This is a genomic window from Vreelandella gomseomensis (genome assembly GCF_031451645.1).
GTDB lineage: Bacteria > Pseudomonadota > Gammaproteobacteria > Pseudomonadales > Halomonadaceae > Vreelandella > Vreelandella gomseomensis.
The window spans coordinates 19,725-36,886 of sequence record NZ_JARWAI010000013.1; the positions used below are offsets into that span (position 1 = coordinate 19,725).

A 17,162-nucleotide genomic window follows, 5' to 3' on the forward strand; every position below is an offset into this window, starting at 1 on the left:
TTTCCGTTCCTGTGAATAGCGTGGCATACGGTTGTCCAAAGCGCCCTCTCTTAAGGCTAAACAGCGAAATTGCTGATTGGACAACTACGCTGACAGAGAGGGGAAACGGAAATAAAAGCAGATCAGCGCTTACCTTCATCGCGTAGCTTAGCCACTTCATCTAACGCCAAGCCTGTCGCTTCAGCAATCTGCTCGTCACTAAGCACTCCCAGCTTGAGCAGATTACGGGCTGTTTTCTCAATACCCAGCTTCTCGCCTTTCTCAATACCCAGCTTTTCACCTTTCTCAATGCCCAGCTTCTCGCCTTCCTGACGTTCTTGCTGCGCCCAATTTTCCAAATTTTCTGCCAACATGTCTTTATCCTCCACCAAACTGTTGAGCTGATTGAGGTCGACCTCAGCCCCGAGCCGCTGCAAGTGGCGTTTAAGCCAGCGGGTAATAATCTTGTCGATACGCTCTTTGTGAGGATCGGCCTGAATAATCGCCACGATCCGATCCACGGCTTGCTGCAGCCCCTGGCGATTCGTGGAGGCCTTCTCGATACTGAACACCCCGCTTAGCGGCGACTGTACCAAGCCTAACTGTTCATCAGTATAGCGCCCTTCATCGACTAGGTAATAACGCATCCGGGGCTGATAGACCTGCAGGAGACCCGGTGGTTCCGGCATGATCATGTCATAGAGATCTAACGATGCCGACCAGCGCTCTGAGCCGTTATAAAGCACTACCGGAAACACCGGCGGTAAACCCTGGCCGGGTGTGATGACCTTCTGCTTGAGCAACTCACTGTAGAAGCAAGCGGCGTAGTGCATCAGCCGAACCGGCATGGTGCGATCCACCGAGGACTGAAACTCCAACAAGATGTACAGGTACACCTCTTGGGCCATTCCCTGCCAGTTAACGTTGACTGACCACACCACGTCCTCAATTTTCTCTTCGAACAGCGGCGTAATGTAGCTGCCGCTATGGCTTTTCAGAGTGGAGAAGTCCATTAACCGGGCAATCTCAGCAGGCGCAAAGCCTTCGATAAGTTGCTGAACAAACTCAGGATAGCTGAACAGCTCTTTATAGCCGGTATCGTGATGGTTATTGACCATGGAGACCTCTGCCGATCGTTACGAGACAGATTACCATGCTCATCTCCCCGTAATACATTCACAAGATATAAGTAAGCGATCCACAAAACCCATCTACCCAAGCTAATCACGCCTATTCACACTAGTGATCTCTCGTTGGTTTTGGAGATTATCATGACCGGTGAACTCAATCCCACTCGCGCCTTTTGGCTTGGCCATCTTTACTGTGCCTCGGCGTTGAACATGCCGTTAAGTGATTACGCCGCCTCACAGGGGGTATCCCTCACCGACCTGTTAGCGTGGGAGATACGATTAGGCGTACAAGGGCTGCCGGTGCCGCCACGCTGCCGTCCTGCGCGCTTTGTGGAGGTGGTGACATGATTCGCCCAAGTGCCGATCTTAAAGTGTACTTATGCCGCGAACCCGTGGATATGCGTAAGCAAATCGATGGGTTGGCCTTGCTGGTCCAGGAGGCCATGGACTTGAACCCATTCGATCAGGCGCTGTTTGTGTTCGGTAACCGCCAACGCGATAAGGTCAAGCTGCTGTTCTGGGAACGTAACGGCTTTGTGGTGTGGTATAAGCGCCTGGAGCGCGAACGATTTAAATGGCCAACGCACCTGGAAGGCGACACGGTGACGCTGACCGGTCAGGAACTGAACTGGCTGCTGGATGGCGTTAACCTGAAGGCCATGCAACCCCACAAAGCGTTGGATTTTCAGCAGGTTGGTTAGCTTTTTTGCTCCTATTTTACCGGCGGTTTTGGTAAAATAGGCGGCATGAAAAACGCTGCTTCTTCCTCAAAGGCTGTCTCTCAACTGCAACGCCAAGTACAGGCGCAGCAGGAAGAGATCGCGCAGCGTCACCACCTGATGGAGAAAAAGGAAGCCCAGTGGGCAGCCACCAAACAATCGCTGTATGAACAGTTCCGGTTGGCCCTGGAGCGTCAGTTCGGCCCTTCCACCGAGAAGTATCAGGTAGATCAGAAGGACTTGTTGATCAACGAAGCCGAAGTGGCGGTTGACGAGGAAGACGGCGGTACCGACACAGCCGACAACGATGCCGTTGATGAAGCTGAACCCGCTGCGCCACCGAAACGTCGTAAACGGGGGGGCCGAGTGGCATTGCCCCCTGAACTCCCACGGGTTGAGGTGGTGCATGACCTCCCTGAAGAGGCTCGCCACTGCCGGGACGATGGCACCGCGCTCACGGTCATCGGCGAAGAAGTGAGCGAGGAACTGCACGTGGTGCCCGCCCGGGTCGAGGTGATCCGTCATGTGCGACACAAATACGCGTGCCGAACCTGCGAAGAGGGCGTCAAGGTCGCCGCTGCCCCCGCCAAGCTCCTGCCTAAAAGCAATGCCAGCGCCACGCTGCTGGCCTATGTGGCCACCGCCAAGTACCAGGACGCCTTGCCGCTGTACCGGCAAAGCCAGCTCTTTGCTCGCCATGGCGCCGAGATCCCCCGCAACACCTTAGCGCGTTGGATGGTGCAGGCGGGAGAACGGATCACCCCGTTGATCGACACTTTGCGCCAACACCTCTTAAACGCCCCGCTGATCCACATGGACGAGACGACGCTCCAGGTGAATCAAGAAGCGGATCGTCACGCGAGTGCCACGTCCTACATGTGGGTACAGCGCGGTGGGCCGCCGGGCCAACAGGTCGTCTTGTTCGATTATGACGCTAGCCGTGCCGGGCGGGTACCTGTTCGCCTGCTGGGCGACTATGCGGGTCGCTTGGTCACCGATGGCTATGAAGGCTACGCCGAGGTCGTGCGTCGTAATGGGATCACCCAGGCGGGCTGTTGGGCGCATGCCCGGCGCAAGTTCGTTGAGGCCCAGAAAGTGCAGCCCAAAGGCAAAACCGGCAAGGCGGACTGGGCGCTCAACCAGATCCGTAAGCTGTACGGCGTGGAAAAACAGGCGAAGGCCCTTGAGCCCGACGCGCGCCATGCGCTGCGTGACCAGAAGAGCCGCCCGTTAATCGATCAACTTCGCACCTGGCTCGACAAATCACTGGCCCAGGTGTTGCCCAAAAGTGCGCTGGGGAAAGCCCTGCACTATCTAGATAACCAGTGGCCTCGCCTGACCCGGTTCCTGGACGATGGCCTGATACCGCTCGACAACAATCCGGCAGAGAACGCTATCCGCCCGTTCGTGGTGGGGCGTAAAAACTGGCTGTTCAGCCACACCCCGAGCGGTGCTCACGCCAGCGCGGCGATCTACAGCCTGATCGAAACCGCCAAAGCCAATGGCCTCTCGCCTTACGACTACTTGCAGTACGTCTTTGCGACACTGCCCGCCCTCGACGATAATGAGCTCCTTACGCTGCTGCCCTGGCAGTGGAAAGAGACCTTACCGGTCTAAGCGAAGCCTGCACAGACGGGGTTAGTGGATCGCTTACTGATTTTCTAAGCTAGCCAACTATATACAGCAATACCAATGCTGGCATTCCATCCAAATCATGTCTGATTATTCAAAAGTTAAAAACAGACAAAATATAAAATAAAGAGCCCACAATTAAGTGGGCTGCAAAGAGTTTTATTCTAGATGCTGCATATCCCCCAATCACTCCCACTCAATAGTAGCAGGCGGCTTACTGCTCACATCATAAGTCACCCGCGATACCCCTTCCAGCTCATTGATAATCCGGTTGGAAACCTTCTCCAGCAGCTCATAGGGCAGGTGCGCCCAGCGGGCGGTCATGAAGTCGATGGTCTCGACCGCGCGTAGCGCGATGACCCATTCGTAGCGGCGGCCGTCGCCGACGACGCCTACTGATTTCACCGGCAGGAACACGGCGAACGCCTGGCTGGTTTTTTCGTACCAGCCGGAATTGCGCAGCTCTTCGATGAAGATGGCGTCGGCTTCGCGGAGGATGTCGGCGTATTCTTTTTTGACTTCGCCGAGGATACGCACGCCCAGACCCGGCCCCGGGAAGGGGTGGCGGTAGACCATGTCGTAGGGCAGGCCGAGTTCCAGGCCGAGTTTGCGCACTTCGTCCTTGAACAGTTCGCGCAGCGGTTCGACCAGCTTGAGCTTCATGGTTTCCGGCAGGCCACCCACGTTGTGGTGGGATTTGATCACGTGGGCCTTGCCGGTCTTGGAGGCGGCGGATTCGATCACGTCCGGGTAGATGGTGCCCTGGGCGAGGAAGTCCACATCCTCGATTTTGCTGGCTTCATCGTCGAACACGTCGATGAAGGTGTTGCCGATGATCTTGCGCTTCACTTCCGGGTCCTGTTCGCCCTTCAGCTTGTCGAGGAACAGGTCTTCGGCGTCCACGCGGATGACCTTCACGCCCATGTGCTTGGCGAAGGTTTCCATGACCTGGTCGCCTTCCGCCTTGCGCAGCAGGCCGTTGTCCACGAAGACGCAGGTTAGCTGGGTGCCAATCGCCTTGTGCAGCAGTGCCGCTACTACTGAGGAATCCACGCCGCCGGAAAGGCCGAGCAGTACGTGGCGGTCGCCGACCTGTTCGCGAACGCGCTGTACCTGGTCTTCAATGATTTGCGCGGGCGTCCACAGCTTCTCGGCTTTACAGATACCCAGCACGAAGTGCTCGAGAATGCGCTGGCCCTGCAGCGTGTGGGTCACTTCCGGGTGGAACTGCACGCCGTAGAACTGCTTCTCTTCCCAGGCCATGGCGGCAATCGGGCAGCTAGGCGTGGAGGCGGTCACGGTGAAGGTGTCCGGCGCCTGGGCGACTTTATCGCCGTGGCTCATCCAGACGTCCAGCAGCGCTTTGCCGGTCTCGTGGTCGACGTGGTCCTTGATGTCGTTGAACAGCGCGGTTTCTTCGTCCAGACGGATCTGAGCGTAGCCGAATTCGCGCTGGTTGGAGCCTTCTACCTTGCCGCCCAGCTGCTCCGCCATGGTCTGCATGCCGTAGCAGATGCCAAACACCGGCAGGCCCATGTCAAACACGCACTGCGGCGCACGCGGGGAATCCAGCTCGGTGACGGATTCAGGCCCACCAGCCATGATAATGCCGTTGGGGTTGTACTCGCGGATCTCTTCTTCGGTGATATCGAAGGCGCGAACTTCGGAATACACACCGATTTCGCGGACCCGGCGGGCGATCAACTGGGTGTACTGGGAGCCGAAGTCGAGAATCAGGATCTTGTGGGCGTGAATGTCACTCATGGCGGTATCTCGTTAAGCGGGGCGGGGCCACGGTAAGGCCAAAAAGCAAGCGGCGAGCCATGCCCGCCGCTATTGAACTAAAGCGCTGGTTAGCTCACCCGGTAGTTGGGAGCTTCTTTGGTGATCTGCACGTTGTGTACGTGGGATTCGTTAAAGCCAGCACCGGTGATTTTCACGAATTCCGGCTTGGTGCGCATCTCTTGGATCGTGCTGCAGCCGGTGTAACCCATGGAGGCACGCAGGCCGCCCATCAGCTGGTGGACGATGGCGCCCATCACGCCTTTGTAAGGTACGCGGCCTTCGATGCCTTCCGGTACCAGCTTTTCGGCGCCTTCGGCTTTATCCTGGAAGTAGCGGTCGGCACTGCCCTGATTCTCGGACATGGCGCCCATGGAGCCCATGCCGCGGTAGGCCTTGTAGGTGCGGCCCTGGTAAAGCTCCACTTCGCCCGGGGCTTCTTCGGTACCGGCCAGCAGGCCACCCACCATCACCGCGCTTGCGCCAGCGGCAATGGCTTTTGAAAGGTCGCCGGAGAAACGGATGCCGCCGTCGGCGATCAACGGAATATCGTACTCTTTGAGCGCTTCAGCCACGTTGGAGACGGCGGTGATTTGCGGGACACCCACGCCTGTGACGATCCGCGTGGTGCAGATAGAACCGGGGCCGATGCCGACTTTCACCGCATCGGCGCCCGCTTCGGCCAGTGCCTTGGCGGCAGCGGCGGTGGCGATGTTGCCGCCAATCACCTGAATGGCCGGGAAGTGTTCCTTGATCCAGCGAACGCGGTCAATCACGCCTTCGGAGTGGCCGTGGGCGGTATCCACCACAATCACGTCGACACCGGCTTCGGCCAGCGCCGCGATGCGGTCCGGGGTTTCCGGGCCGGTACCCACGGCAGCGCCTACCAGCAGACGGCCATCGCTGTCCTTGGCGGCCATCGGGTAGGTGCGGGCTTTTTCGATGTCCTGGAAGGTCACCAGGCCGCGCAGGTGGAAGGCGTCGTCAACGATCAGCATTTTTTCGATGCGGTGTTCGCGCATCTTGGCTTTGCTTTCTTCAAGCTGGGTGCCTTCCGGCACGGTGACCAACCGATCGCGGGGGGTCATGATGTCAGCCACGCTGTCGCCATGGTTGGGCTGGAAGCGCATGTCGCGCTCGGTCACAATACCCACCAGGGTTTCGCCTTCTACCACCGGAAAACCGGAGAACCCGTACTCGCGCGCCATGGCGAGCAGGTCTTCGAGCTTGGCTTTGGGGCTGACGGTAATCGGGTCTTTAACGATCACGCTTTCGTGCTTCTTCACCTTGCGCACTTCAGCGGCCTGCTGCGACATGGTCATGCTTTTGTGAATGATACCAATGCCACCTTCCTGCGCCATGGCAATCGCCAGTCGCGCTTCGGTCACCGTATCCATCGCGGCGGAGACAAGCGGGATATTAAGCGAGAGATTGCGGGTCAGGCGGGTTTTAAGGTTAACATTCTTGGGGAGAACGTCCGAATAACCGGGCAGGAGGAGTACGTCGTCGAACGTAAGTGCTTCTTGAGCCATACGTAGCATAGCGGCAACACCCAATTTGAAGTGGAAGACGGGGCGTGAAAAGTTAATCCCCCATTATAACGGGTAGAGGGCTGCTCCAGCAATGCAGAGACGTCATTACGCTTATACCAATGGATAATGACGATTGATGGTAGCCTGATAGCCGACTCATTTACCGACCCAAGGGGTGCGTGTTGACCCAGAAAATCATTGTTTACAGCGATTACGTTTGCCCCTTCTGCCTGCTGGCCGAAGAGGTGCTTGCCGAGGCCACCGAAGGCCTGGACGTCGACATCCAATGGCGCCCGTTCGAGCTGCGCCCGGCGCCGGTGCCCACCTTGAAGGTCGAAGACCCGTACCTGCCCAGGGTGTGGCGCGAGTCGGTCTACCCCATGGCGGAACAGCTCGGCGTACCCATCAAGCTGCCCAATATCTCGCCGCAGCCGCGCACCGACAAGGCCTTTGAAGTCTTCGCCATGGCCGAAGAGCACGGCGTCGGCCACGCTTATTCGATGGCCACGCTGAAAGCGTTCTTCCAGCAGGAACGCGATATTGGCGACCCAGACGTGCTGGCCGACATTGCCGACTCCGTCGGTCTGGAGCGCCAGTCGGTGCTCGATGCGCTTGCCGAGGGCCGCTACCGCGAGCAGCACCAGGCGGCGCTGCGCCACGCGATGGAAGAAGCACGCATTCAGTCGGTACCGACACTGATCATCGACGGCGAAACCATCCAGGGCGTCCCCGACCCGGCGGCGCTGAAACACTTCCTCACCGAGCGCGCTTAACGTCATGTCCTCTTCCACGCCTCAAGCGCTTTCCGTCAGCCAGCTCAACCAGCGCGCCAAGCAGACCCTCGAGCGCGACGTGGGCGAGGTGTGGGTAGATGGCGAGCTTTCCAACGTCTCGCGCCCCGCGTCCGGGCATGTTTACTTCACCTTGAAGGACGACCGGGCGCAGATTCGCTGCGCGCTGTTTCGTCAGCGGGCGCGGTTTGTCTCGGCGCCGATGCGCGACGGTGACCAGGTCAAACTACGTGGGCGGGTGTCGCTGTTCGAGCCCCGCGGCGATTACCAACTGATTGCCGAGGCCGTTCAGGCGGCGGGCTTGGGGGAACTGCTGGCGGCGTTTGAGCGTTTGAAAGCGCAACTGGAGGGCGAAGGCGTGTTTGCCAACGCCCGGCCGCTGCCCTTCCCGCCCCGCAAGCTGCTGATTTTGAGCTCTGCCACCGGGGCCGCTATTCGCGATGTGCTGGCGGTGCTTGAAGCCCGCTGGCCATTGGCGGACGTGACACTGATTCCGGTACCGGTGCAGGGCGCCGAAGCCGCCCCAGCGATGATTTCGGCCCTAGGGCTATTAAACCGCCAAGCGAAGCTAGACCCGGAACGGGATGTGGTGCTCATTACCCGTGGCGGCGGCAGCCTGGAAGACCTGTGGGCGTTCAACAACGAGCACCTGGCGCGGGCGATTTTTCACTCCCGGCTGCCGGTGATGTCGGCGGTGGGCCACGAGGTGGATATCACCCTGGCGGATTTTGCCGCCGACATGCGTGCGCCCACGCCTTCCGCTGCGGCCGAGCGCCTGGTGCCGGACCAGCACACCCTCAAGCGCCAGCTTGACCACCATGAAAACCGCCTGATGCGGGCCATGCAGGCACGCCTGGAGCGGGACAGCCAGCGGCTGGACACCTTGCGCGCCAAACTACGCCATCCCGGCGAGCAGCTCAATCGTCAGCGCCAGCATTTAACCTCGCTCCACCAGCGCTTGAGCCGCGCCATGCAGCAAACGCTCACCCAGCAGAAAGCGCAGGTATCGCAATTGAGCAGGCGCCTGGCCAGCCAGGATATGGCACGCTTACACCGCGTGGAAAGCGAGCGGGTCAGTCAGCTTCAGCGCCGCTTGAGCGCGGCCATGCAGCGCCAGCTGGAAAGCCGACAGGCGCGGTTAACCAGCGCCGCCCGAGAGTTGAATGCCATCAGCCCGCTCGCGGTATTGGGGCGTGGCTACGCCATCGCCCAGGACGAGCAGGGGCAGATCGTGCGCAGCGCGGAAGAAACGACGCCCGGGCAGAAGCTCAAGCTACAGCTAGGCGAAGGCAAGCTGAGCGTGGAAGTAAAACGGCGCTACAAAAATACTTAAAATTCCCGATCGGTAATATTTCTATTATTAACGACATCTACTGGCCAAAAGTTACCGATCGGTAAAAATAAAAGGCAATCAAGCATTATTTTGTCTATCATTACCGTACGGTAATTTTATAGGCCATGGGCGATGACATCGTTTGACGACAAGACAACGCGTATTCGTACAAGCGCAGAGCTTGGAAAGCTGATCAAGCAGGTACGCCAAGACCAATCGCTGCTTCAGAGCGATATTGCGGGGCTTGCGGGCACGGGAAATCGCTTCATTGTCGACCTGGAACGCGGCAAACCCACGCTACAGCTCCAGAAAGTGCTTGATACACTCGACCTGATGGGGCTTGAGGTAATCATTCAGCGTAAGGGTCAATCTAATGGGCACTCATAATGAAGCACTGGATCTTTATTGGGGTGAGCAGCATGTAGGGCGGCTTTACGACACCCAACCGCTGAGTTTCACTTATCGCAAAGAGTGGTTAGAGCAAGCTGACGTTTCCAGCCTTTCTCCTCACTTGCCGATAACGCAACAGACTCATCAGAATGACGACGTACTGGCTTACTTTGAAAATCTGCTGCCAGAGGGCGAGCTGCGTCGCTACATCGAGCTAAGCCACCATACCACCACGATATTTGGGCTTTTGAAATCCGTTGGCGGCGATACGGCCAGCGGCTACCTGCTGCTTCCCCAGGGAGAAACCCCGCAGCCCGCCCGCTATCGAGAAACGACCTGGCAGGCTATCAAGACGTTTCTCGATGACGACACGCAGGGAGCGCTATCCGGCCAGCTTGTGCACAACGCTCGCATATCGTTGGCGGGCGCTCAAAATAAACTTCTACTGATGATAGGCAACGATGGTCGACCCGCCATTCCTGAAGGCTCAGCCCCTTCCAGCCATCTGCTAAAACCCGACATAAGAGGCTTAAAAGGCGTTTGGTGTTCTGCGCTTAATGAAACGCTGTGTATGCAGCTGGCCGCCGCGTTGTCATTGAATGTGGCTGAAACGTCTTTTCAGCCTGAGACACGCGCGTGCTTGATCAAGCGTTACGACCGCGTCCCCGATGAGCACGGTAATTTAAAGCGCTACCATCAGTTGGACTTCTGCCAGTTGGCAGGTACGACCTCTACACTCAAGTACGAAAACGATGGCGGCCCCAGCTTGGTCCAGTGCCGCCAATTGCTGCAGCGTACTGGCGCCCCGGCCAAAGACTTGCAGCGATTCATTCGATGGTTTTTTTACAACCTTCTTATCGGCAACAACGATAGCCACGCCAAAAACCTTTCATTACTGCAAACGCCCCAGGGCGTTCAGTTGGCTCCGTTTTATGATCTCATGTCGACGACAATTTACAGCGGCCTATCCAGACGTTTTGCGTTTCAGGTAGGCGGTACCGACCATCCCGGCAGTATTGAGCAAGCGCATTTGGCATCATTGGCGAAGGCACTGGGATTCAAGCCTGCTTATTTCATCCGGCAGGGCGTGGAGCTCGCCGAGGCGTTGCTCACCTGTCTGCCTGATGTGGCAGAGCCGCTACAGGCAGACGCCAAGCCTGGCACCGAGCAGGTGTTACTCGAACGGTTATGCCAACGTATTACCCGCAACTGCCATAAGATGCCAAAACGTTGGCAGGCCAGCTAAGTGTGGGAGTAAAACGGCGCTGCAGTAAGTAGCGCCGCTAATGCTTGGTTGACGGGGTCAACGTCGCTGATTTCTTGCCCTTGTCCGGTTTCTGGGGCGAATCATCGGATTCTGGGTTCACGCGATGCGTGTCGGACATCGGGTTGGCTTCGTCGTGGTGGTCGCCTTGACGGCCACTATCACATCGTTTTTCAGCTTCCACTTAATACCTGAATGGTCGGGTTTGCCCATGTTGGCAACCTGGGTCTACATTGAAACGGGTGCCCAAGGAGGCTGGCACCTGCTGCATCTTACTTTTTTGATTTTTGTGCCAACAAAGGAGTGACCGCACATGAGCGATCAGCAACAACCCCCTCAACATCAAGCCAAACAGCCGGGCGACGAACACGACATGCACCCGGAACCCGAGTTTATTCGTGAAAGCTATAAAGGAGCCGACAAGCTGCTGGATAAAGTGGCGATTATTACCGGCGGCGACAGCGGTATTGGCCGTGCAGTGGCAGTGCACTATGCACGTGAAGGCGCTGACAGCGTGATCGTGCATTTGAAGGAAACACAAGATGCCAAAGAAACCCAACGACTGGTTGAGGCTGAAGGCCGTCGCTGCCTGGTTGTGAAAGGCGACGTAGGAGCTCCCAGCTTCTGCCGTGAGATTGTGAAGCGCGCACTGAAGGAGTTCGGCAAACTCAATATCGTCGTCAATAACGCGGCTGAGCAGTACGACTGGCGCGACATTACCGACATCCCCGACGACCAGTTGCAGCGTACCTTTCAAACTAACCTGTTTAGCCACTTTTATATGACCAAGGCCGCGCTACCCCACCTGAGCGAGGGCGATACGATTATCGCCACCTCGTCGATCAACGCCTTCAAGGGCAACGACACGCTGATCGACTACACCGCCACCAAGGGGGCGATTCAGGGCCTGGTGCGCTCGCTCGCCATGTCGCTGATGGACCGCGGCATTCGGGTCAACGCCGTTGCCCCTGGGCCGGTATGGACGCCGCTGATTCCCGCCAGCTTCGACGACGAAAAAGTCGCCTCGTTTGGCGGTCAGGTGCCGATGAAACGCGCGGGCCAGCCCAGCGAAATGGGGCCCGCCTACGTGTACCTCGCCAGCGAGGAATCGTCCTACATGACGGGGCAAACGATGCACCTGAACGGCGGTGTGATCCTCAACACCTAACCCACCAGCGTTTTAACCAGCACCTTGGATTTGCGCGCGTGGTTGTAGGTTTCGCGCTTCAGCGGCGGCAGCTCTTCCAGGCTGGCGGCGCGGAAGCCCCGCTCCACAAACCAGTGCGCCGTGTGGGTGGTCAGCACAAACATCTCCTGCACCGCGCGCTGGCGGGCACGGCGCTCCAGCGCCTCGACCAGACGCTCACCGCGTTCGCCACCGCGGTAATTGGTATGCACGGCCACGCAGGCCAGCTCGGCAACACCCGCATCCGGGAAGACATGCAGGGCCGCGCAACCGATCACCATGCCGTCGCGCTCGATGACCATGTAATCGTCGATCTCGTGCTCCAGCCGCTCGCGGGAGCGCGCCACCAGCATGCCTCTGTTTTCCAGCGGCTCCAGCAGCTCCAACAGGCCCGCCACATCGTTGAGCGTGGCCGGGCGCAGCTGTTCATAGCGGTGCTGGGTAATCATGGTACCCACACCGTCGCGGGTAAACAGCTCGCCTAGCAGGGCGTCGTGGTTATGCCAGGACAACAGATGGGTGCGGGCCACGCCTTCCCGCGCGGCGGTACAGGCGGCATTGAGATGTCGCGCCAGCTCGCTGCCGGGCTCGGCGTGCTGCAGGCGGGGTTCGGCGTCGGCGGGCGACAGCTGGCGCAGCAGCGCGCCCTGCTCGTCTTCCAGACCTTCGGACTCGCCCAGCAAAATCAGCTTGTCGGCCTTGAGCGCCACCGCGGCATGCTGGGCCACGTCGGAGGCATCCAGGTCGAACACCTCGCCAGTGCTGGAAAAGCCCAGCGGGGGCAGCAACACCAGCGACCCCTTGTCCAGCAGGCCTTGAATGGCATCCGCACGCACCCGGCGCACTTCGCCGCTGTGGTCGAAGTCGACCCCCTCACGCACGCCCAACGGTTTGGCGGTCACCAGGTTGCCGGAAATCACGCTGAGCTCCACGCCGTGCAGCGGCGTACTGGGCAAGCCCAGCGACAGCCGGGCCTCCAACCACAACCGCAAGTGGGCGGCCACCTGCTCGACGTGCGCCATGACCGCACGGTCGGCCACCCAGCGGCCGTTGAGGCGAGTGGGCTCGACCCCCGCCGCGCTCAGCGCCTCGTGCACCTGGGGACGAATGCCGAAGACCACTACCAGGCGCACGCCCAGCGTGTGCAGCAGCGCCAGGTCCTGGATCAGCTGCTCCCCTCGGCCCGAGGCCATTGCCTCACCTTCGATCAGGATGACAAAGGTTCGGCCCCGGTGCGCATTGATATAGGGGGACGCGTTACGAAACCAGTCAACAAAGGGGAAGCGTGTATCCAAGGGCCGCTCTCCGGCAGCAGGTGAATGAGTTCATCAGGAACTACTTTACCAGAGCGCAAAAAAAGGCGGCACCTTCTGAGCCAGATCTGCCTGTGAAAAGACACATTTAGCCAGAAAGTGCCGCCACTGCGTCAGCCGGTCTCGTATCGGCTGACGCGGCAGGGATGGTTTGCGCCTAGCCGAACATGCCCTTGAACATGAAGAAGAACAGAATCGCCAGCCCCGCACCCGCCGGCAGCGTGATCAGCCACGACATGGCGATGGTGCCAATCACCCGCAGGTTGAGCGCGGTCATTCCCCGCGCCAGGCCAACCCCGAGCACAGCGCCCACCAGGGTGTGCGTGGTCGAAATCGGCAGCCCCGTGCCCGATGCCAGCACGACGGTAGTCGCAGCAGCCAAGGTGGCCGCAAAGCCACGGCTGGGCGTCAGTTCGGTGATGCCTGTACCCACGGTGGCAATCACTTTATGACCGTAGGTGATCAAGCCGACCACGATACCGCCACCGCCTAGCACCAGTACCCACCAGGGAACCAGCGCCGAGCCGCCAATCTCACCACCGGTCTGCACCACGCTGATCACCGCCGCCAGCGGCCCCACCGCGTTGGCCACGTCGTTAGAGCCGTGCGCAAAGGCCATGGCGCAGGCGGTAAAGATCATCAACACACCAAAAGCGCGCTCCACGTTGGCATAGCCAAAGTGATCATCGCTGCTTTCTACGTACTTCACACGGCGTTCCATCAAGACACCGACACCGGCGAGTAACCCGCCCAGGATCAGCGAGATCACCAGGCTCTGGCCAAATGAAAGATTCAGGCCAACGTGTTTCAGGCCCTTGGTCATGGTGACCATGGCCACGACAAAGCCGACCAGGAAAACGTACGCGGGCAGGTAGCGTTTGGCGGCGGCCAACGGGTCGCGGTCTTCAAAGACCAGATGATGCACCGACTTGAACAGCACAAAACCCGCCGTACCGGCCAATAGCGGCGACACCAGCCAGCTCGCGGCGATGTTGCCAACCGCTCCCCAATCGACGGCCTCGGCCCCCAGGCCTGCCACCGCAAAGCCGACAATCGCGCCCACAATCGAGTGAGTGGTCGAAACCGGCCACCCCTTCATCGAGGCAACCAACAGCCAGGTGGCCGCTGCCAGCAGCGCCGACAACATGCCGTACACCAGCAGTTGTGGTTCCTCCTGCAGCAGCTCGGGGTCGATAATGCCTTTGCGGATGGTATTGGTGACTTCGCCACCGGCAAGCCAGGCGCCTAGAAATTCGAACACCACGGCGATGAGGATAGCCTGCTTGATGGTGATGGCTTTTGAGCCCACCGACGTCCCCATGGCGTTGGCGACATCGTTGGCCCCCACGCCCCAGGCCATGAAAAAGCCGAAAAGACAGGCCAGGATGATAAAAATATCACCGTACTGAGCAATGATCTGCATAACGCTTCCCTTGTGTGGGGATCGGGTATTAGTTGGCGGTCATGATCTGCAGGCGGCTACCGACCCGCTCTGCGCGGTCGGAAAGTTCGCCGACCCAGTCGATGATCTGGTAAAGGAAGACCACATCCACCGGTGGCAACTCGCTTTCCAGGCTGAACAGCTGGCGGCGGATCGCGACCTGCTGGCTGTCGGCCTGGTGCTCAAGGGTATGCAGTTCGCGAATCATGTTCTGCATCACATCCGAGACGTTGCGCCCGAACCCCGACTCCAGCAGATCCTTGAGCTCCTCCAGCGCCTGGCGGGCCTGGGCCACACATGCCACGCTGGTGCGGATGTAGTCGCGCATCGGGTCGGCAAGCTCAGCGGGCACGGTCATTTTACGGCCCAGCATGATGCCGGTAATGTCGCGCGCCTTGTTGGCGATCTTGTCCTGTACGCTGATCAGGTCGAGCAGATCGGAACGCGAAACGGGCAGGAACATGGTATTGGGCAGGTTCAGACGCAGCTCGGTCTTGAGAACGTCGGCGTCGTGCTCCAGACGCGTCACGTTTTCGCGCAGTTGCGCCGCGCTGTCCCAATCGCCGGTCAAGGTTGCTTCAAAGAAGGGCAGCAGTTGGTCGGCACATTCGTTCGCCTTGACGATGTGTGCGAGCAGCGGCTGGAATGGCGAGCGGCCAAACATCGCGGAAAAGGGATTGGAAGTAACCATAAAGCCTTTAATGCCTGTTTTCGGGAAGCCTGGAAATGGCGGCCACAGTATAGTGAGTGCGCCTGCCGCCGTCATGAAAAGTTCATATTGTCATTAAAAATTAACCAAACTGTCATAGTAACGAGGTAGCTATTGTCATGAAAACATCATCACCGACCGAAATCGAGCTGAAGCTTGCCCTGGCTCCCGAGGGCCCGGTAGCACTTCGCCAATACCCGCTGCTGCAGGCGCTGACGCCACAACGGCAAACCCTGACCAACACCTATTACGACACCCCTGAAGGCGCACTTGCCCAGGCGCGCATCGCGGTGCGTCTGCGTCAGGTGGACGACCAGGTGCTGCAGACCGTCAAGACAGCCGGCCACGGCGGCGGTGGGTTTTCGCAACGCAAGGAGTGGGAATGGCCGCTGGCGACACGCCACCTGGATACCCAAGGACTTGGCGAGCTGCCGCCGTTTCAGGGCGCCCTTGGCGAGGTAATTCCTGGGCTGCAGCCTCAGTTGAGTACCGACTTTGAGCGCTGGAGCTGGCAGGTAATGTGGCAGGACAGCCATATCGAACTGGCACTGGATGAAGGCAAGATTCACAGCGGCGGACACCAGGCGACCATCTGCGAGGCGGAACTCGAGCTTAAGCACGGCGCGCCCGAAGCGCTCTGGTCGCTTGCCCAGGCGCTCGCCGAGCGCGTGCCCCTGCGCCCGTCGGACACCAGCAAAGCCGCCCGTGGCAATGCCCTGGCGGCACAGCAATGGTCGCTTCCCGACGCCGATTCCCCCGCACTGTGGATGCACCGGGCAACCCTGGCGCTCGACGCCTACCACGATAGCCACCGCGCTGAACATCTAGAGACGGCACGGGAAGCATTGGCCGCGCTGGCCGCCGATCCGGCCCTCACCGACCAGGCCCGGGATGACGCGATCGTCATGCGCGATGCGCTGGGCAGCACCGGCCAGCCAAGCGTGGCTTATGCACAAGCCGCGCTGGCACTCGCCCATCGCATGGCGTATCAAACCGCGCTACGCTAGGGCTCACAGCCTTTTTCAGGACGGCCTGATGAATCTTTCATTAAAACCTGGCGCAGAGGGACTTCGAGCGCAGCTTTTCCACATCATTTTCGAGTCCGATACGCCGGGAGCCAAGGCTTTTGACATTGGCTTGATTCTGGCGATCCTGCTCAGCGTCGGGGTCATATTACTGGATAGCGTTGAGGCCTATGCCGAGCGCTACGGCATGCTTTTTTATGTCCTGGAGTGGATATTCACCATCCTGTTCAGCATCGAGCTGGTGCTGCGCCTTTACTGCCTTGAGCGCCCCACGCTCTACCTGAAAAGCTTTTACGGCATTGTCGATCTGATCGCCATTCTGCCCACCTGGCTGGTGTTGCTCATTCCTGGCGCCCACGGCCTGGTGATCGTACGCATCCTGCGGGTGCTGCGGATTTTTCGCATCCTGAGGCTGATGGAGTTCGTCGGGGAGGCGCGGCTGCTGATCGATGCGCTCAAGCGCAGCCTGCGCCAGATCCTGCTGTTCTTCTTCAGCATCTTCATGGTGGTGACGCTGTTTGCCGCGCTCATGTACGTCATCGAATCCCCCGAGGCAGGGTTTACCAGCATTCCCATGTCGATCTACTGGGCGATCGTCAGCATGACCACGGTGGGCTATGGCGATATCGTCCCAGCCACGTCCCTCGGCAAATCCATTACGGTGGTGCTGATGCTGCTGGGCTACTCGATCATCGCCGTACCCACCGGGGTGTTCTCCGCCCAGGTCATCCGCTCGATCCGCGAGGATCGCTACTCTGAAGAAGCCTGCCCAGGCTGCGGCCACGAGCGCCACGAAAAACGCGCCTACTACTGCCTGCGTTGCGGCACCTGGCTGGATGAACACAGTGAAGACCCGCGCAAGAAAGAGAAAGACAAGCAAGACGACAACGGCGACGACACAGACAAAAACGCGCCCCAGGATGGTGAAACCTGAGG

At 59.3% G+C, this 17,162-nt stretch carries 16 protein-coding genes; 10 read left to right on the forward strand and 6 right to left on the reverse strand.

Going from position 1 to position 17,162, the window contains the following annotated elements; all coding sequences use genetic code 11:
* Positions 1–122 precede the first annotated feature (122 nt).
* Positions 123–1,097, reverse strand: a complete 975-nt coding sequence (locus QC815_RS15355; RefSeq protein WP_310540761.1) for an Rpn family recombination-promoting nuclease/putative transposase — start codon at positions 1,095–1,097, stop codon at positions 123–125.
* Between the two features lie 153 nt (positions 1,098–1,250).
* On the opposite strand from QC815_RS15355, the gene QC815_RS15360 reads away from it, so the two are divergent.
* The 3 genes from QC815_RS15360 to tnpC are packed head-to-tail and all read left to right on the forward strand — an operon-like array spanning position 1,251 to position 3,445.
* Positions 1,251–1,457, forward strand: coding sequence for a hypothetical protein (locus QC815_RS15360; RefSeq protein WP_310540763.1), 207 nt, complete (start codon positions 1,251–1,253; stop codon positions 1,455–1,457).
* Positions 1,454–1,810 carry an IS66 family insertion sequence element accessory protein TnpB gene (tnpB, locus tag QC815_RS15365; protein WP_310540765.1) on the forward strand — a complete coding sequence of 119 codons (357 nt, stop codon included), beginning with the start codon at positions 1,454–1,456 and terminating at the stop codon, positions 1,808–1,810. The genes QC815_RS15360 and tnpB overlap by 4 nt, the downstream gene beginning before the upstream one ends.
* A gap of 45 nt (positions 1,811–1,855) precedes the next feature.
* Entirely contained in the window at positions 1,856–3,445 is a 1,590-nt protein-coding gene (tnpC, locus tag QC815_RS15370; protein ID WP_310540766.1) for an IS66 family transposase, read from the forward strand.
* A 201-nt stretch (positions 3,446–3,646) separates the two neighbouring features.
* On the opposite strand, the gene guaA is transcribed toward tnpC, so the two are convergent.
* On the reverse strand, positions 3,647–5,224 hold the full coding sequence (gene guaA / locus QC815_RS15375) for a glutamine-hydrolyzing GMP synthase (protein WP_310540768.1): 1,578 nt from the start codon (positions 5,222–5,224) through the stop codon (positions 3,647–3,649).
* 89 nt (positions 5,225–5,313) lie between these two features.
* On the reverse strand, positions 5,314–6,783 hold the full coding sequence (guaB, locus tag QC815_RS15380) for an IMP dehydrogenase (protein WP_092829731.1): 1,470 nt from the start codon (positions 6,781–6,783) through the stop codon (positions 5,314–5,316).
* A 170-nt stretch (positions 6,784–6,953) separates the two neighbouring features.
* On the opposite strand from guaB, the gene QC815_RS15385 reads away from it, so the two are divergent.
* The 5 genes from QC815_RS15385 (at position 6,954) to QC815_RS15405 (ending at position 11,720) form a co-directional block, all read left to right on the forward strand.
* Positions 6,954–7,547 carry a DsbA family oxidoreductase gene (locus tag QC815_RS15385; RefSeq protein ID WP_310540771.1) on the forward strand — a complete coding sequence of 198 codons (594 nt, stop codon included), beginning with the start codon at positions 6,954–6,956 and terminating at the stop codon, positions 7,545–7,547.
* 4 nt (positions 7,548–7,551) lie between these two features.
* Complete coding sequence (xseA, locus tag QC815_RS15390) at positions 7,552–8,898, forward strand: exodeoxyribonuclease VII large subunit (protein WP_310540773.1); 1,347 nt, start codon at positions 7,552–7,554, stop codon at positions 8,896–8,898.
* A gap of 132 nt (positions 8,899–9,030) precedes the next feature.
* Positions 9,031–9,285, forward strand: coding sequence for a helix-turn-helix domain-containing protein (locus QC815_RS15395; protein WP_310540775.1), 255 nt, complete (start codon positions 9,031–9,033; stop codon positions 9,283–9,285).
* Positions 9,272–10,534: a type II toxin-antitoxin system HipA family toxin gene (locus QC815_RS15400; protein ID WP_310540777.1), complete on the forward strand. Its 1,263-nt coding sequence runs from the start codon at positions 9,272–9,274 to the stop codon at positions 10,532–10,534. Before QC815_RS15395 ends, QC815_RS15400 begins: the two co-directional genes overlap by 14 nt.
* Before the next feature lie 331 nt (positions 10,535–10,865).
* Positions 10,866–11,720: an SDR family oxidoreductase gene (locus tag QC815_RS15405; RefSeq protein WP_230446991.1), complete on the forward strand. Its 855-nt coding sequence runs from the start codon at positions 10,866–10,868 to the stop codon at positions 11,718–11,720.
* On the opposite strand, the gene argA is transcribed toward QC815_RS15405, so the two are convergent.
* The 3 genes from argA to QC815_RS15420 form a co-directional block, all read right to left on the reverse strand.
* Positions 11,717–13,033 (reverse strand): amino-acid N-acetyltransferase, encoded by a 1,317-nt coding sequence (argA, locus tag QC815_RS15410; RefSeq protein WP_310540781.1) that lies wholly within the window; start codon positions 13,031–13,033, stop codon positions 11,717–11,719. The genes QC815_RS15405 and argA overlap by 4 nt on opposite strands.
* Positions 13,034–13,208: 175 nt before the next feature.
* Positions 13,209–14,474 carry an inorganic phosphate transporter gene (locus tag QC815_RS15415; RefSeq protein WP_230446993.1) on the reverse strand — a complete coding sequence of 422 codons (1,266 nt, stop codon included), beginning with the start codon at positions 14,472–14,474 and terminating at the stop codon, positions 13,209–13,211.
* 28 nt (positions 14,475–14,502) lie between these two features.
* The gene (locus tag QC815_RS15420; protein ID WP_230446994.1) at positions 14,503–15,183 is read right to left on the reverse strand and encodes a TIGR00153 family protein; all 681 of its coding nucleotides are present in this window, start codon (positions 15,181–15,183) and stop codon (positions 14,503–14,505) included.
* 137 nt (positions 15,184–15,320) lie between these two features.
* Here QC815_RS15420 and QC815_RS15425 point away from each other — a divergent pair, with 137 nt between their 5' ends.
* Together QC815_RS15425 and QC815_RS15430 are read left to right on the forward strand one after the other, a co-directional pair.
* On the forward strand, positions 15,321–16,208 hold the full coding sequence (locus tag QC815_RS15425; RefSeq protein ID WP_310540783.1) for a CYTH domain-containing protein: 888 nt from the start codon (positions 15,321–15,323) through the stop codon (positions 16,206–16,208).
* 28 nt (positions 16,209–16,236) lie between these two features.
* Positions 16,237–17,160: an ion transporter gene (locus QC815_RS15430; protein WP_310540785.1), complete on the forward strand. Its 924-nt coding sequence runs from the start codon at positions 16,237–16,239 to the stop codon at positions 17,158–17,160.
* Positions 17,161–17,162: the final 2 nt, after the last annotated feature.

Coding starts and splice junctions, on each gene's coding strand:
- QC815_RS15355 (WP_310540761.1), bottom strand. CDS start 1,097: ATGGTCAATAACCATCACGATACCGGCTATAAAGAGCTGTTCAGCTAT.
- QC815_RS15360 (WP_310540763.1), top strand. CDS start 1,251: ATGACCGGTGAACTCAATCCCACTCGCGCCTTTTGGCTTGGCCATCTT.
- tnpB (WP_310540765.1), top strand. CDS start 1,454: ATGATTCGCCCAAGTGCCGATCTTAAAGTGTACTTATGCCGCGAACCC.
- tnpC (WP_310540766.1), top strand. CDS start 1,856: ATGAAAAACGCTGCTTCTTCCTCAAAGGCTGTCTCTCAACTGCAACGC.
- guaA (WP_310540768.1), bottom strand. CDS start 5,224: ATGAGTGACATTCACGCCCACAAGATCCTGATTCTCGACTTCGGCTCC.
- guaB (WP_092829731.1), bottom strand. CDS start 6,783: ATGCTACGTATGGCTCAAGAAGCACTTACGTTCGACGACGTACTCCTC.
- xseA (WP_310540773.1), top strand. CDS start 7,552: ATGTCCTCTTCCACGCCTCAAGCGCTTTCCGTCAGCCAGCTCAACCAG.
- QC815_RS15395 (WP_310540775.1), top strand. CDS start 9,031: ATGACATCGTTTGACGACAAGACAACGCGTATTCGTACAAGCGCAGAG.
- QC815_RS15400 (WP_310540777.1), top strand. CDS start 9,272: ATGGGCACTCATAATGAAGCACTGGATCTTTATTGGGGTGAGCAGCAT.
- QC815_RS15405 (WP_230446991.1), top strand. CDS start 10,866: ATGAGCGATCAGCAACAACCCCCTCAACATCAAGCCAAACAGCCGGGC.
- QC815_RS15415 (WP_230446993.1), bottom strand. CDS start 14,474: ATGCAGATCATTGCTCAGTACGGTGATATTTTTATCATCCTGGCCTGT.
- QC815_RS15420 (WP_230446994.1), bottom strand. CDS start 15,183: ATGGTTACTTCCAATCCCTTTTCCGCGATGTTTGGCCGCTCGCCATTC.
- QC815_RS15425 (WP_310540783.1), top strand. CDS start 15,321: ATGAAAACATCATCACCGACCGAAATCGAGCTGAAGCTTGCCCTGGCT.
- QC815_RS15430 (WP_310540785.1), top strand. CDS start 16,237: ATGAATCTTTCATTAAAACCTGGCGCAGAGGGACTTCGAGCGCAGCTT.